General features: G+C 43.7%; 15 protein-coding genes and 3 pseudogenes. 11 read left to right on the top strand and 7 right to left on the bottom strand.

Annotation, left to right across the window (positions count from 1 at the left end; all coding sequences use genetic code 11):
• Window positions 1-5: 5 nt before the first annotated feature.
• A pseudogene (locus tag F6K53_RS10405) lies at window positions 6-170 on the top strand (Uma2 family endonuclease); the annotation flags it as partial.
• 62 nt (window positions 171-232) lie between these two features.
• Here the strand turns inward: F6K53_RS10405 and F6K53_RS10400 are convergent.
• Window positions 233-799 carry a Uma2 family endonuclease gene (locus F6K53_RS10400; RefSeq protein ID WP_293080609.1) on the bottom strand — a complete coding sequence of 189 codons (567 nt, stop codon included), beginning with the start codon at window positions 797-799 and terminating at the stop codon, window positions 233-235.
• 844 nt (window positions 800-1,643) lie between these two features.
• Between F6K53_RS10400 and F6K53_RS10395 the strand changes: the two genes are divergently transcribed.
• A complete protein-coding gene (locus F6K53_RS10395) occupies window positions 1,644-2,747 on the top strand; it encodes a calcium-binding protein (protein ID WP_293072372.1) in 1,104 nt (367 codons plus the stop codon).
• A gap of 266 nt (window positions 2,748-3,013) precedes the next feature.
• The gene (gene glyS, locus F6K53_RS10390; protein WP_293080606.1) at window positions 3,014-5,176 is read left to right on the top strand and encodes a glycine--tRNA ligase subunit beta; all 2,163 of its coding nucleotides are present in this window, start codon (window positions 3,014-3,016) and stop codon (window positions 5,174-5,176) included.
• 140 nt (window positions 5,177-5,316) lie between these two features.
• On the opposite strand, the gene F6K53_RS10385 is transcribed toward glyS, so the two are convergent.
• Entirely contained in the window at window positions 5,317-5,502 is a 186-nt protein-coding gene (locus F6K53_RS10385) for a hypothetical protein (protein ID WP_293022075.1), read from the bottom strand.
• Between the two features lie 40 nt (window positions 5,503-5,542).
• On the opposite strand from F6K53_RS10385, the gene F6K53_RS10380 reads away from it, so the two are divergent.
• Together F6K53_RS10380 and sbcD are read left to right on the top strand one after the other, a co-directional pair.
• A complete protein-coding gene (locus F6K53_RS10380; protein WP_293072369.1) occupies window positions 5,543-6,115 on the top strand; it encodes a hypothetical protein in 573 nt (190 codons plus the stop codon).
• Between the two features lie 124 nt (window positions 6,116-6,239).
• A complete protein-coding gene (sbcD, locus tag F6K53_RS10375) occupies window positions 6,240-7,463 on the top strand; it encodes an exonuclease subunit SbcD (RefSeq protein WP_293080603.1) in 1,224 nt (407 codons plus the stop codon).
• Between the two features lie 7 nt (window positions 7,464-7,470).
• On the opposite strand, the pseudogene F6K53_RS10370 reads toward sbcD, so the two are convergent.
• Window positions 7,471-7,767 (bottom strand): annotated as a pseudogene (locus F6K53_RS10370) (DNA-binding protein); the annotation flags it as partial.
• On the opposite strand from F6K53_RS10370, the gene F6K53_RS10365 reads away from it, so the two are divergent.
• On the top strand, window positions 7,697-7,948 hold the full coding sequence (locus F6K53_RS10365) for a hypothetical protein (protein WP_293080601.1): 252 nt from the start codon (window positions 7,697-7,699) through the stop codon (window positions 7,946-7,948). The pseudogene F6K53_RS10370 and the gene F6K53_RS10365 overlap by 71 nt on opposite strands.
• Window positions 7,949-8,159: 211 nt before the next feature.
• Here F6K53_RS10365 and F6K53_RS45780 read toward each other — a convergent pair.
• Window positions 8,160-8,318 (bottom strand): annotated as a pseudogene (locus F6K53_RS45780) (DNA-binding protein); the annotation flags it as partial.
• A 430-nt stretch (window positions 8,319-8,748) separates the two neighbouring features.
• Here F6K53_RS45780 and F6K53_RS10360 point away from each other — a divergent pair.
• From F6K53_RS10360 to argH, 3 genes are all read left to right on the top strand, one after another.
• A complete protein-coding gene (locus F6K53_RS10360) occupies window positions 8,749-10,206 on the top strand; it encodes a PP2C family protein-serine/threonine phosphatase (protein WP_293022082.1) in 1,458 nt (485 codons plus the stop codon).
• A 28-nt stretch (window positions 10,207-10,234) separates the two neighbouring features.
• Entirely contained in the window at window positions 10,235-10,486 is a 252-nt protein-coding gene (locus F6K53_RS10355) for a hypothetical protein (protein WP_293022083.1), read from the top strand.
• A gap of 365 nt (window positions 10,487-10,851) precedes the next feature.
• Window positions 10,852-12,246 carry an argininosuccinate lyase gene (gene argH / locus F6K53_RS10350; protein WP_293080633.1) on the top strand — a complete coding sequence of 465 codons (1,395 nt, stop codon included), beginning with the start codon at window positions 10,852-10,854 and terminating at the stop codon, window positions 12,244-12,246.
• A 636-nt stretch (window positions 12,247-12,882) separates the two neighbouring features.
• Here argH and F6K53_RS10345 read toward each other — a convergent pair.
• The gene (locus F6K53_RS10345) at window positions 12,883-13,077 is read right to left on the bottom strand and encodes a hypothetical protein (RefSeq protein ID WP_293042819.1); all 195 of its coding nucleotides are present in this window, start codon (window positions 13,075-13,077) and stop codon (window positions 12,883-12,885) included.
• Between the two features lie 156 nt (window positions 13,078-13,233).
• Window positions 13,234-13,524 (bottom strand): RNA-binding protein, encoded by a 291-nt coding sequence (locus F6K53_RS10340; RefSeq protein WP_293022087.1) that lies wholly within the window; start codon window positions 13,522-13,524, stop codon window positions 13,234-13,236.
• A gap of 338 nt (window positions 13,525-13,862) precedes the next feature.
• On the opposite strand from F6K53_RS10340, the gene F6K53_RS10335 reads away from it, so the two are divergent.
• Window positions 13,863-14,318, top strand: a complete 456-nt coding sequence (locus F6K53_RS10335) for an NUDIX hydrolase (RefSeq protein WP_293042828.1) — start codon at window positions 13,863-13,865, stop codon at window positions 14,316-14,318.
• A gap of 130 nt (window positions 14,319-14,448) precedes the next feature.
• On the opposite strand, the gene F6K53_RS10330 is transcribed toward F6K53_RS10335, so the two are convergent.
• Window positions 14,449-15,381 (bottom strand): pantothenate kinase, encoded by a 933-nt coding sequence (locus F6K53_RS10330; protein WP_366511341.1) that lies wholly within the window; start codon window positions 15,379-15,381, stop codon window positions 14,449-14,451.
• 1 nt (window position 15,382) lies between these two features.
• Between F6K53_RS10330 and F6K53_RS10325 the strand changes: the two genes are divergently transcribed.
• Complete coding sequence (locus tag F6K53_RS10325; protein WP_293022092.1) at window positions 15,383-15,568, top strand: hypothetical protein; 186 nt, start codon at window positions 15,383-15,385, stop codon at window positions 15,566-15,568.
• The last annotated feature ends 54 nt before the right edge of the window (window positions 15,569-15,622 follow it).

The following is a 15,622-nucleotide window of genomic DNA, read 5'->3' as shown; positions in this document are numbered from 1 at the left end:
TGCTATACATGGAAAACGGGGCAAGACTTGGCTGGTTGATTAACCGAAAACAGCGAAAGACTGAAATTTATCGTCCCCATGAAGTTGTAGAAATTCTCAACAATCCTGACACTATGTCTGGGGAAGATGTTTTGCCAGGATTTGTGTTAGATCTTTCAACAATTTGGTAATTTGGAAATGGTATTTTGGGGTTTGTGTCTTAAGTAAATCATAAGCATATGCTTACCTTTAGCTAATTACCTGACATCTTCAGCCAAGCAAAAATCCGATCTACTGTTAACTCTAGGTTAATATCATCTAATACAGAAGGGTGATTGCTACCTAGTAACAATTCTGGTTGTTGACCCGGTCGAAACACTAAAATAGACCGATCAGCAGGATCAATTAACCAACCTAGCTGACAACCATGTTGTAAGCAATAGAGAATATTGCCAATTACCCGATTTGAACTCTGTTCTGGAGAGAGGATTTCAATTGTCCAATCGGGGTGCAATAAAAAATCATTGGGAACTTCCCCATCGGCATCAAAGGGAATTCGTGACCATTTGAAAACCGCTATATCAGGTACAATAGAGCCTATGCCAAAACTACAGCGCAACTCTGGGAAGGCATAAGCAATTTTCTGGCTTTCTGTGTTTTCGTTGATACTATTGCATAGCCTCAGCTGCAATCGACTATCCTTTCCTTTCGGCATTGGCTTCTGGACAATCTCGCCGTTGATGTATTCCCTAGCTGGCTTTGTTTCTGGGAGCTTCAGAAATTCTTCCAGGCTATGTGCTGGGGTGATTGTGACAGTCATGGCTCCTGAATTTTTGGGGAAATCTTTCTTTAGTTTAGCAGTATAGCATTTCTATTTGATTTGTTAACATACTTCCTTAAGGAAAGGCAAGAGGAATCCCCCCTAACCCCCCTTAGTAAGCAGGGCTTTTTCATTCTTTCTTTGGAATAAATTGTCAGGTCAATCGGGTGAAAGGGAGGTGGGGTGCTGGGGAGAGGGTTTTTTTAAGGTTAAAAATACCTATCACATTTTAGTCGGACGCAAGAAACAGCCCTGGGATTAGGGGGGATTCCTGTTCCCTAAAATACCAAAATTGTATACCTCACCAAATTGAAAACCGCTATACAAGTAATCAAACCTATTGTGAATGACTCGATGCTGCTGGCTTTGGCAGTGTTACAATCCCTGAAATCTGTGAAGATGCCGCAGATAACTGATGGTATCTAGTTTATGGGCGTTACCTAGGTAACTGTGATTCCTTAATTTTCACTAAAACTTGAACAAGTTTAGTCTTAACTTTACGAATACTTTAAATAAAAGTATTTTTCTTTAAAAAAAGAATTGATAAATTGATAAATAGTCAAGTCAAGCAAAATATCAAAAACATTCAGGGTAAAAAAATAAGACACCTTAAGGTATTTGAATTTTTCAGGAATACTCCAAAATTTAAATGTTGATTTATAGGGGAAGCTACGAAAAAATTATCGATTTTACGAGTCTGATTTAGGGTGTATCAACTGGTGTATCAACTGGTGTATCAACTGGTGTATCAACTTATGATGCCTTGAGGTGAGCTTAGTCGAAATTTGTTTGTCTGCAATGACCTTTTTGTGTCAATCATTTATTCTACCAAAAACAAAATCTGATGACTAATATTTTGGGATTTGAGACTGGCAACTTCATAAATTGGAACACTATCGGCGATGCCAGCATTGAGACAGCGGCATTTGGCAGTATCCCTTCTCAGGGAAAATTTCAGGCTTTGATTACTAATGATGTCGGTTCTGTAAGTGATAGCGAAATTGAAAATTTCTTGGGGTTGAACCCAGGCACTATCGATGGTTTTGGCAATGGAGATGCCAAAGAAGGATCCGCTCTCACGCTAAAACCTATTACAGTCAAGGCTGGGGATGTTTTGAGCTTCGACTTTAACTTCCTCACTGATGAGCTTACTCCTGACTCCACCTTCAAGGATTTTGCCTTTGTCTCCATCACCCCAAACGTTTTATCTAACCTCGCAGATACAAATAGTTCATTTCTCCTGTCTCCTACAGGATTTCGTGAGGAAACAGACTACAATACCTTTACCTACAAATTCCCAACTGGTGGCACTTATATAGTAGGTATGGCAGTGGTGGATGTAGAAGATGAGTTATTGGAATCCGCGCTACTAGTGGATAACTTGAGAGTTGTCCCGAAAGATGAAGTAATTCTAGGCAAAAGCAACGGTGAAACTCTTTTCGGTACTACTGATAATGACACAATCTACGGTCAGGGTGGTAATGACAGAATCTTTGGCAGTGAGGGAGTAAACATTCTCTATGGTGGTGCTGGGGATGACTTGATTTTCGGCGGTTCCAATTCTGACACCATTTATGGCGGCACTGGTAATGACCAGATCTTCTCCTCCGGAGGCAATAACACAGTCTATGGGGGTATCGGTAATGACCTCATAGACACTGGCACTGGTAATGATTTAGTTGTTGGTGGCTTTGGCAACGATAGGATCAGGCTTGGGGGTGGTCAGGATATTGTTGTCCTAGAAGCACGCAAAGGAACTGATACTATCATTAACTTTAAGGCTGGTAAGACGTCGCTAGGTCTGTCTGGTGCCTTGACTTTCAGTAACTTGACGTTTAACCAAAGTAGTGATAATGTGGCTATCTCTGCTAACGGTGAAGTCTTAGCAGTTGTCAATAATGCACAAGTTGGCACTATTGCCAGCGCTAGCAACTTTGTGACGATTTAGTTAATTTTGTAGCTCTGAGTAAACCTGTTTTTTCTCTAGGGTTTGTAACTCAGGACTTTAGCAATAACTATACCGTTAGGGGCGCACGTCGTACGCCCCTACTACTGAAGATAAATCCAGAAGGGTGTTTGAGGTAAAGTTTGGCGACAGTCATTGTAACTCTGGTTTTTTTGTGAAAACTATCATAACCAGGTCTAGAATCTCAAGAGGTACACTGGGGGAATTGGTAGTTAAAGATTACCGTTTTGATTAGTAATCAGTTCCCTATGTCTACATTTTTATTAGAAGTTGGTACAGAAGAATTACCCGCAGATTTTGTGGATAGTGCGATCGCACAGTGGCAATCGAGAATTCCCCAAACCCTAGATGAGTACTTTCTTACTCCAGAAGGAATTGAGATTTACGGCACCCCTCGCCGCTTAGCAGTTATCATCAAAGGATTACCTGGAAAGCAACCCGACCGAGAAGAAGAGGTTAAAGGACCACCAGCTAAGGCAGCGTTTAAGGATGGCGAACCTACTAAAGCAGCACTTGGGTTTGCCCGTAAACAGGGGGTAGAGGTAGATAATCTATTCCTCAGAGATACGGATAAAGGAGAATTTGTCTTTGTTCAGAAACAGATATCCGGTCGCCCCGCTACGGAAATTTTAACGGAACTGATTCCCCAATGGATATTTGGATTGGAAGGGAGACGATTCATGCGCTGGGCGAATGGAGATTTAAAGTTTCCCCGTCCCATTCGCTGGCTAGTCACACTTTTAGATGATGTAGTGCTACCGGTAGAGTTAGATAATAATGCCGAGACTATAAAAAGCGATCGCATTTCCAGTGGTCATCGGATCTTGTCTCCCAAACCGGTAGAGATTCCCGAAGCTACAGATTATCAGTCCTGTTTGCGCAATGCTTATGTAGAGGTCAACCCTGAAACACGTCGCGAGACAATCAAATCACAAGTAGAATCAGCCGCTAAAGAGTTAGGTGGTTATACCCCTCTGTACCCTGAGTTATGGGAAGAAGTCACTAATTTAGTGGAATGGCCGACAGCAGTAGTGGGTAAATTTTCCTCAGAATTCTTGAATTTACCTCAAGAAGTGGTCACCACAGAGATGGTGTCTCACCAGCGCTACTTCCCAGTATTCAAAACCGAAGCAGCTACTGAACTTATCCCCTATTTTATTACTATTGGTAACGGTGACCCCGCCAAATCCGAAATTATTGCTACTGGCAACGAGCGAGTAATCCGAGCGAGGCTAGCCGATGGCCAGTTTTTCTACAAAACCGATATCGACTCACCCTTAGAAAGCTATTTACCCCAACTGGAGAAAGTCACTTTTCAGAAAGATTTGGGTTCAGTACGCCAAAAGGTCGGTAGAATAGAAAAGATAGCGAGTCAAATTACTGACCAGTTAGGTCAACACTCTCCTAATCTAATCTCACCAGAAGCTATTACTCAGATTCAAAGGGCGGCCTTATTGTGTAAAGCAGACTTGGTTACCCAGATGGTGTATGAATTTCCTGAATTACAAGGGGTAATGGGACAAAAGTATGCCGTTGCTAGTGGGGAATCTGAGCAAGTCGCAACAGCAATTTTTGAGCATTATTTACCGAGGGGTGCAGGTGATTCTCTACCTCAAACCATTACTGGGCAAGTGGTAGGGTTATCAGACAGGCTAGATACCTTAGTCAGTATCTTTGGCTTAGGTATGTTACCCACAGGCTCTTCTGATCCCTTTGCTCTACGTCGTGCTGCTAATGGGATTATCAACATTACCTGGGATGCCAATTTACCGATTAATCTCCAGCAGTTGCTAAAAGATATTGCTGCGGATTTTGTAGCTGCTTATCCAGACAATAATTCACCAATAGAGTCATTACAGGAATTTTTCTTACAACGGATTCGGACTCTGCTCCAAGAAGAAAATAAAATTGATTATGATTTAGTGAATGCTGTGTTAGGAGAAGATGATCCCGAGTATCAAAACAGGGCATTAATTGATGTGTTAGATGTACGCGATCGCGCTTTGTTTCTCCAGTCTATCCGAGATAATGGTACCCTGGATAAAATCTATGAAACTGTCAACCGTTCAGCTCGTTTAGCTAAACAAGGGGATTTAGATACCAAAGAGTTACAACCAACAACAGTAGTGAATCCGGAACACTTCCAGAAGTCTTGTGAGCAAGCATTTTATGATGCTCTCGTGGAATTAGTGCCAAAAATTAAAGCTTCTCAGGAAGAGCGAGATTATCAGAAATTAGTGGAAGCACTAGAGCAGATTACTCCTACAGTTAGCACTTTCTTTGATGGTGACCAGAGTGTATTGGTGATGGATCCTGACCCCAATATTCGCAGTAATCGCTTGAATTTGTTAGGATTGTTGCGGAATCATGCTCGTGTCTTAGCAGATTTTGGAGCAATTGTCAAGAGTTAGGGGTTGGTTTGTAAGCATATGCGCTACGCGCACGCTACGCGAACAGTAATCAGCAATCAGTAATCAGCAATCAGTAATCAGCAATCAGTAATCAGCAATCAGCAATCAGCAATCAGTAATCAGCAATCAGCAATCAGCAATCAGCAATCAGTAGTGGCCAAAGGCCAAGGCTGTTCGCGTAGCGTGGCCAAAGGCCAAGGCTGACGGCTGACGGCTGACGGCTGAGCGCTGAGGGCTGACCACTGAGCGCTGACCGCTGACCGCTGATAACTTTGGGGGATTGATAGTAAAAGCTCTATCTGCGGTTTTCTGAAAATTGTGCTCAAATTGAAACTGACCTACGATTGAGCTAGCCTGATAAATGCCATGGAGATTCTAGAAACCGTAACCTTTGATAATGCCATCGCATTCACGGAATCGATAATGACCAAAATGGCAACAGGGGAACTAACATCGCCAGAAATTACCGATGCGATGCTCCTTTGGAGCCGCTTCGCGAACGCATCCTTAGTCAAAACTAAAAATGGTGCTAGAGGTTTCTTTGTCACCTACCTTACCAGTGACAGCACCTTAGCCGACAATCCCTCACCAGAGGTGATCACAGCTCTAGAGTCATCCCCCGAAATCGTAGCGGAACTGTTAGTCAAAAATTTAGCTATGTCAGCGGCAATGGGATTGAACCATCGCCGCAATGGTAAAGAAGACATGGCTCAAGGATCAGACCGAGTGCGATGCTCCGTAGGAGCCGCTCCGCGAACGCGTAGTGCTAATCTCATTAAACAACTAAATATGCCAAGCCTGTTTGACATTGCCCAACAGTTAAGGCAAAGCGCCCTTACTGGAGTTGGCAACTACCAAGAATTTCTGCAGCGCTGGAGATACGATTCTGAGCAAAAACAGGTCATCCATCAAGCTCTATCTGAAATTCTTGACGAATAACCAAAGGGATGTTTTCAAAAATCAAAAAGTGACTATAGATATTAATAGGAAAATAGCAATTTAAAAATTGTTAATTGCTATTTCCTAATCTCATCATGTCTACTTTGTAATAGTATCATCGCCAATGATAAAAATTCTTCACCTATCTGACATCCACATGGGTAGTGGCTTCTCCCATGGACGAATCAACCCTGCTACTGGAATCAACACACGTTTAGAAGATTTTGTCAATACCCTAGCTAAATGTATTGACCGAGCCATTGCCGAACCTGTGGATTTAGTTCTTTTTGGCGGTGATGCCTTTCCCGATGCCACACCACCACCCTATGTTCAACAAGCCTTTGCCAATCAATTTCGCCGCTTAGTAGATGCAAACATTCCTACAGTTTTACTAGTAGGAAATCACGACCAACACTCCCAAGGACAAGGAGGTGCTAGCTTATGTATTTATCGCACCTTAGGCGTGCCTGGATTTGTAGTAGGGGATAGCATCGAAACTCATAAGATTCAAACCGACAATGGTTTGGTACAGGTAATTACTCTACCGTGGCTAACCAACTCCACCCTTCTCAGTCGCCCAGACACCGAAGGTCTAACCCTAGCCGAGGTTAACCAACTCCTGATCTCACGGCTTGAGCCAATCTTAGAAGCAGAAATTCGTAAACTTGACCCAAACCTGCCAACGGTCTTATTAGGTCATTTAATGGCAGACCAAGCTAGATTTGGTGCAGAGCGCTTCCTAGCAGTTGGTAAAGGTTTTACTATTCCGCTCTCGCTACTGACTCGACCCTGCTTTGATTATGTAGCTTTAGGACACATCCACCATCACCAGAATCTCAACCACTCCAATGACCCTCCAGTCATTTACCCTGGCAGTATTGAGCGGGTCGATTTCAGTGAAGAGAAGGAAGACAAAGGTTATGTCATGATTGAGCTGTCCAAAGGTCGCGTTCAGTGGGAATTTTGTCCCTTGTCAGTGCGTCCCTTCCGTACCATTGAGGTCAACCTTGCTGAAGCAGATGATCCCCAAAGTACTTTACTAAACGCTATTGGTAACGAAACTATTAAAGACGCTATAGTCCGGCTGATTTACAAGCTACGTTCTGAGCAGCTCGACCTAATTGACAATACTGCGATACATGAATCCTTGAGGGCAGCTCACCACTATACCATTCGCCCAGAATTAGTCAGCCAGCTAGCCCGTCCCCGGTTGCCGGAACTGGGTATAGGTAACAGTATTGATCCGATGGATGCGTTATCGACATATCTAGAGAATCGGCAAGACCTCAGAGATATTGCTGCAGATATGCTAGAAGCTGCAGAATGTCTATTAGAGAAAAATCGGTAATTGGTAATTAGCTACTAGCGGGAAAACTGCCACCGATGAAGTGGATATCACTGAAGGTTTCGATCCACAGACGAGCGCCACAATCGAGTGGGTTATCAGGCTGATAGACAATCCGACATGGACCGAGGATTTCTACCTCGTTTCCGTATAGATTGTTGCCGCTTCGTTTTACTGAAATCACTGGCTTCCGGTCTTTGGGACTTTTGTGCATATTCGAGCCAATGTGATTGCGGTTGACATTGATCTTAGCTAGAGCCGGAGGACGATTTTTACGCCACTTACCCTTTGGGCCACGTCTGCCTCTGTTGACACTCCCCCCCCTAGAAGGACGGGGATTCTTGCTTGGCCTTTGGCCACGCTACGCGAACAATGGGGTGACTTGTTTAACCAGGCCGGAGCCAGGGAAAATAGAGGTCGCCTCTCCACAAGCGTATTTGGTTTATAACCTAGGTTTCGGTGTGCCCCACCGTACCATTACTAATTAACAAATTAAGATAAACATTTTTTTAGTGATCTTAGACTTTCATAGACTTCCAAATCGTTAGACTTGATTGTGCAACCTGATTATCTCAAAACAGGTTTTTTACACTGTCTACTTATTCTGTGATCATGTTCATCTAGAATACTATTTTTTTGTCATGTCTTTATCTTAGCACAAAGCCGTCTTGGAAGGACGGGGCGCGATTACCCAAATTTTTTGGTAATTTGAGGCAGATGGTTAAACAGGGGAATAATCCAGAATTTACCGGTTTTATAAGCACTTCTGACCCGGCCAGAGCTCAGGAGTTGTCGCAATCGTCTAGACGAGATTCCTAACAGAGATGCCGCTTCAGGAGTAATAATAAACTTATTTATCAGTTAACTTACTAAACTATTCCTATAAAACTAGTATGATAAAGAAATTTTTGAAACGTGGAATCATCGGTTGATATTAATTAATGCATCAGCCCTCTCAGGACATTCCCTGAATAAAATTCCGTGTAATTAGGGCTATCATTAGACAAATCAGGTCAGTTGGAATGATTGGTTGGGACTTCCCTAATAGCTAAAAATGGCAATCAGTGCTACTGTAGGATGCCATACTGTTGCGCTAGTTATCCTACATGGTTGAATCAATACCCAAGCAAAACTACCGTGAAGATTCAGGGTCAGCCATCGTAGGCTTCACAGGTCAACAGTTTCAGCAACAGCTGCTTGACAAAACCTGAGTAGACATCTGTTCTAACTCCTGATTAACCTGATGGTTTGTGCAGCATAACTGGTAACGCTCCTAACACCTGATGCAATGACAGCACTGCCTATTCCCCACCAACCCTCAAGTTCAACCAATAGCACCAGCTCCTATGCTGCTGCTAAGAAAAACCCTGTGTCCACCCTCAAAGAACTGGTGGCACGTCTTTATCGAGAACAGCACAAGGTTCAAGATTTGTTAAGCTCATTGGGGTTTGCCTTACGCAGCTTCAACAATCTCAATCAGTTTTTAGAGTTAATTCCTCTAATGGCAGCACGGGTCAGTGATGCCGATGGGGGAGCTTTAATCTTGTTTAATCGAGATGGTCAGGTACAACGCTCTGACCTACACTACCAGAACCCTCAGGTGGGTCAGACTATTCGTAAAGCGATAGAAAAGACCACCCGCCAAGTTACGAGTCCTAATGGCCAAGGGGAGAATTCTCAGCACACACCAACCTCTTTGAAACTGGTTCAGGCATCCTTTGATAAACTCTTGAGGGATTATCTTGAACCCAATATCAAACTTTTTAGTCTTCCCATTCTGGTTAAAAATGCTGAACAAGGACATTTGTATATCTTTAGCCATGACCCACAATATAACTGGACACCGACACGACAGAAGTTGGTAAGGTTAGTGGCTGACCAAACTGCAGTAGCGATCGCTAATGATGAACTTAAAGTTGAGCTACGCCATAAAGAACGCTTAGATCGAGAGTTAGAAATTGGTGCCGATATCCAAATCCGCCTACTACCGCGCCAATGCCCTGAAATTGAAGGTGTGGAATTAGCGGCTTTCTGTAAAACCGCTAACCGTGTCGGAGGTGACTACTACGATTTCATTCCCACCAACTACGACCAGCTCGGACCCAAAAACTCCGGGGATGGTAACGTCACTGATGAGCACAGCGCTTATTTACCTTGGAGCATTGTGATTGGTGATGTGATGGGCAAAGGGGTTCCGGCTGGGTTGATTATGACCATGACCAGGGGAATGCTGCGGGCAGAAGTACTAAACGGTCACTCCCCTGCACGCATTCTCGAACACTTGAATCGGGTTATGTATGTTGACTTGGAAAATTCCCATCGGTTCGTTACCCTGTTTTATTCTGAGTACGACCCCAAAACCAAGATTTTGTCCTATAGTAATGCCGCTCACAATCCCCCGTTGTTGTGGCAGGCATCAACCCGTTCTATCAAACCCTTGGATACCGCAGGGATGCTGATTGGTTTAGAAGTTGATTCTCAATACGAAGACTCTCAAGTGCAGCTCGATTCAGGGGACACCATTATTTACTACACTGATGGGGTGACCGAGGCAGCCAATCTCAATGGCAATCGCTTTGATGAGGAAAATCTCACCCAAAGCTTCCAGTGGGCCTGTGAACATAGTCATAGTGCTCAGGAAATTTTAGATTACCTATTTGAGCAAGTTCAGCAGTTTACTGGTACAACAACTAACGGAGATGATATGACACTGGTCGTAATGCAGGTAAAATCAAGGTTTCACTAAAAGATTTAAGGTATAGGAAATCATAGCAATGGTGATTGTAGGCATACAAACAGTAATAGTTCCGTTCTTATGCATTAGCGATTGGACTGATGTCTTGGGATGGCTGAACTCTCAGTTACCCATCGATGGGCTAGTTTTGGCTCAAACTATTGAAGATCCAGATGTACTTGGTCAAATCAAGACGGCCTGGCAAAACTTTATTGATTCTGGTCAGGCTGCAGCGCTGGTGATTGGCTTAGTTGTTGGTTACTTATTCAGAAATCTAACTTCGTTTAACTAAGGGAGTTGCGTGTAAAAAAAATACCAATTAAAGTAGGGTGGGCAAAGTTATCTTATCTAGAAGACTCATTTGAACCAAAATGTTTTTGCCCACCCTACAAGCTAAGGGAGTTGCGTGTAAAAAAAATACCAATTAAAGTAGGGTGGGCAAAGTTATCTTATCTAGAAGACTCATTTGAACCAAAATGTTCTTGCCCACCCTACAAGCTAAGGGAGTTGCGTGTAAAAAAAATACCAATTAAAGTAGGGTGGGCAAAGTTATCTTATCTAGAAGACTCATTTGAACCAAAATGTTTTTGCCCACCCTACAAGCTAAATCTAACTTCGTTTAACTCGTCTTTTGTCCTTTATCTTGTTTCCAAAACTGTGACTGAGCAAAAAACCTGGAGTCAGCGATTTGAATCAGCGTTACATCCAGCAATTGCTTGCTTCAATGCCAGTATCGGCTTTGATATAGAACTGATTGAGTATGACATTACTGGTTCTGTGGCTCATGCCAAGATGCTTGCCCATACTGGCATTATTTCTGAGTCGGAAGCTCAGCAGCTAGTAGCTGGCTTAGAACAAATCCGCTCAGAATACCACCAAGGAAAATTTAACCCTGGTGTTGATGCGGAGGATGTACACTTAGCTGTAGAACGCCGCCTTACTGATATTGTGGGTGATGTTGGCAAGAAGCTACATACAGCGCGATCGCGTAATGACCAAGTTGGTACGGATACCCGACTCTACCTCCGGGAGCAGATTGATCAGATTCGTAGCCAGTTACGTCACTTCCAAGAGGTCTTGCTCAATCTTGCCAAAGCTCATGTTGAAACCCTGATTCCTGGCTATACTCACCTGCAACGGGCTCAGCCAGTCAGTTTAGCCCATCACCTGTTAGCTTACGTAGAAATGCTAGAGCGGGACTGGCAGCGTTTAGGGGAAATCCGACGGCGGGTGAATATCTCACCCCTCGGTTGTGGAGCCTTAGCAGGGACTACCTTCCCCATTGACCGACATCATACCGCAGAAACCTTGCATTTTGAAGGAATTTATGGTAATAGCCTCGATGGAGTAAGCGATCGCGACTTTGCCATTGAATTCCTCTGTGCTGCCAGTTTGATCATGGTACATCTGAGCCGATTGTCAGAGGAAATCATTCTCTGGTCATCTCAGGAATTTGGCTTTGTTACTCTCCTGGATAGTTGTGCTACTGGTTCTAGCATCATGCCCCAAAAGAAAAATCCTGATGTTCCCGAACTGGTACGAGGTAAGACTGGTCGTGTCTTTGGTCATCTACAAGGGTTGTTAGTTTTGATGAAAGGGCTACCTTTGGCTTACAACAAAGACTTGCAAGAAGACAAAGAAGCACTGTTTGATAGCGTTAACACTATCAAAGCCTGTATGGAAGCCATGACCATTCTCTGGCAGGAAGGGTTAGAATTTCGTACCGAACGTTTAGCATCAGCAGTTACTGAAGATTTCTCTAACGCTACCGATGTCGCTGACTATTTAGCCTCAAAAGGGGTTCCGTTTCGGGAAGCCTACAATCTGGTGGGTAAGGTGGTCAGAGGTTGTTTGGGATCCGGGAAGTTACTGAAGGATTTGAGCCTCGAACAGTGGCAAGCGTTGCATCCAGCCTTTGCAGAGGATATTTATCAAGCCATTGCCCCTACTCAAGTAGTAGCTCGTCGGAATAGTTATGGTGGCACTGGTTTTGACCAGGTTAGGCGAGGGATTCAGGATGCATGCGATCGCCTAATTTATAATAATGATTGATCGCTAATTTATCTCTAATCTTAGATCTTGTCGTTCGCTAGCCAACGCCCTTCGGGCTAATCGCGTAGCGTGACCGTAGGTCAATCTTGCACCAGTACAAAACTACTTAATAATAGGGAAGTTAGGAGCGGGAAACTTCGGATCAGAAGTAAGATTTTTTAGTTAGTTTTTGGCTTAAAACATACTTTGACTTTTGTTTATTCCAATAACATAACCGATACTTTTTAGCTACCAAAGTCTACCAAGATAAACTTTAGCCCGCCAAGGCAAGATGCTTTCACATCCAGGGGGTATCTCCGCTCTGACGGAATATCCCGCGAGCGCCATAAAAATGTCAACAAATTTGGTTCCACCGGGATTACAGCGCAACTATTAAACCCTTGGTTTTCGGCTTTAATTTAAGTTACATAATAATCCCTGTCGGTGTTACCCTAATTTAAGTCTAACAAATAATAAGAGTTTTTGGTAGACTCTGCGACATTTTCTTGTGCTGTTTACTAACCTTGACTTATTCTGATTCGAAGCTCCTGACTCGATACTCCTAAATTTTCTAAATCGACTTTCTACATCGACAGTCGTTAATCAACTCGGGTAGCTACCTCATCGGATGTAAGGAGTCAGTTATCAGCTGACTCCTTACATCGCACCAGTACCACCTTGGTAATTATCCTGGTTAGTTTCTGTTGTTGTTTCCTCCGACTTAGGAGGTTTGCTACCGTACCGTCTATTTTTGGAAAAACGGCCCGTATTACGCTTGGATTTCCGAAACTTACGGGCGTAAGCTTGATTCCGCTGCGCCTTTTCCTTTTTTAGATTGCGGCGCTTTGCCATGTCTACCTCATTGATAAAAAAACAAAAACACTATCAAACCCAAGTCTTACAATAAATTCAGCTTGGTTTATTTAAGTTACCCATGTGACCCAAGGGAAAGTCAAATAGTTATTTGACCACACCAGACTTCTTGATTGTCCTCGAAGCCTACTGTTTCTAGAACTGACTGCGACTACGATTTCCTCGATTGTTGTCGTTGTCGTTAGTCTTTGGTCTAGCTTTACGGACGCGCATATAACGTCCCATCCATTGTGCACCATCTAGCTCAGCAATAGCCGAATCTTCCTCATCCGGTGTCCCCATATCAACAAAAGCGAATCCACGCCCTTGACCGGTTTCCCTATCTTTAGGAACTGCTACTTTTGATACTGTACCATAATCCTCAAATACTTCCTGTAGGTTTTGAGAGGTAACCTGATAATCTAGGTTGCCAATGTATATAGTCATTTAGAGTTGTCCATCTGATCGAACATGTTCAGATGAAGGTCGGTGAGAGGGCGAAGCACTGGTGCATATCTACCCTGGTTATTACAGCGATGCAGCACCTTCATCAGGGGGTTTCCGACCCTCGCGCTTTGCATCAAGACAGATATTTAAACACAAGTGCTTTGCCTGTGAACCGGTCAGGTATTCCTTAGGCTCCTAGCTGTTAACTACTCAGACGTTCAACGTTGAATTGCATCACAATGGACTTTTCAATCACTGACGTTACCGAACTTGCATCCATAATGTCTATCATAGCAGTCAGTAAAAGCAACACACACACTCAACAGCCCTATCATCACATGAGAAGATTATGGCAATTTGTCCAAACCGTTATCGGGATTATATTTCGACATCCTATTACCGGTACGAGCATCATTCCACTCTTGCCGGATGGGCGAATTGTGCTAGTTCGACGTCGTGACAATGGTAAGTGGGCTCTACCAGGAGGGATGGTTAACTGGGGTCAAGATATTCCAACGACTATCGAACGGGAATTATTCGAGGAAACTGGACTTGAGTTGCTCAAGATTCGCCAGTTAGTTGGGGTTTACTCAGCACCAGGAAGAGACCCCAGAGTCCATTCTATCTGTATTCTGGTAGAAGCCGATGTCAACGGAACTATGGAGGTACAGGACGTATTGGAAATTAGTGAAGTCAAGGCGTTTGATCCCGAAGCTATCCCTAAGGGAAACCTCAGCCATGACCATGACCGCCAGTTACAGGACTATTTTGAGGGTAATATCACCGTTGCCTAGTGTATTCGTGCAGCCTACACAGATGATTAACTTGCCGGTGTAGATCAATCTGGTTAGTCACTGAGAAACCAGATGACAGGGTGCTTTGGAACACAACGCAAGTTGATCTGATTAAAAGTCGCTGGAGCAACTAACCACCAACCACTGACAACATGCCCCAAAAGATTAAGTAAGGATCAACAATAATCTGAGCCGCTATTTCAGGAAATTGGGATTGGAGATAAGTAACTAACTGCTCAGAGTCGCCGCCAGTCAGAGCAATCTGACTGTTGGGAAACTTGCTTTGCCAATCCTCAATAAAATCCCGGATACTAGCCAATACTGTATAGACAACACCACTTGCCATTGCCTCTGATGTCTCCAGTGACCAACGCTTTGGTAACTGAGCTGGTAGTTCAATCGCAGGTAATGCTCCAGTGTTTTGTGCTAGAGACTGTAACTGTAATCCCAATCCTGGCAAGATCGCCCCTCCGATTAGCTGTAGGTTTTGGTTAGCCCCAGTAAAGGTTAGAGCAGTACCAGCATCAATAACTAAAACTGGATAACTATACCTGTGACCAGCACCAAATACGGCCAAGGCCCGGTCAATGCCTAGGGTGGGATATAGTCCGGAAAGGGGTAAATCTTCCAGGGTCAATATTGTAGTATCGGAATAGTTTTGCCAGAGTGCTGTTTGGGCAGGTACTACTGAAGCAATATAAAGCGGTAATGGCTTGGATGGGTCTTTACCCTGAGCTTTTAACTGGGGTGGTAAAATTTCCGCTGACATTACATTAGACCTCCAGTCCTTGATTAACTGCGCTACAGCTGCTGGGGTTAGATGGTTGGTATCCCAGGCTTTTTTCAGGGTGTTATCCACAAACCAAGCCCAATGTAGCCGGGAATTGCCAATCACTAATCCTAAAAAGCTGTTTGCCTTAGTTGTCATATAGCAGTTATCAATTCGGTGAGGTACTTTCGTTTTGGGTTGCGCAAGAGTCGAGAGTCGGGAGTCGGGGAAATAAATTTGCCTTTTTCTTTGCCTAATCGATTCTAGATTTCTTTTTTTGGGAAGACTAGTCACAGTGGGAAAAAATCCCTGTTCCGGAAGAGAAAACGGTCAAGTCATCATTGACGTTATCCCTGAACTAGAACGAATCATTGGCAAACAGTCTCCTGTGCCAGAACTATCAGCTGGTGCAGCACAAAATCGTTTTAATCGACTGTTCCAGAAATTCATCCAAGTCTTCACTACTGCTGAGCATCCCTAAAGCATTGACCATGAATAGCTGATAGCTGGCAAGGGTAGCATGAGCCTAGGGCGT

The sequence above is a fragment of the Moorena sp. SIO4A1 genome, assembly GCF_010672065.1.
Lineage (GTDB): Bacteria > Cyanobacteriota > Cyanobacteriia > Cyanobacteriales > Coleofasciculaceae > Moorena.
Note: the sequence above shows the minus strand (reverse complement) of the source record. Positions and strands in the feature narration are given on the sequence as shown.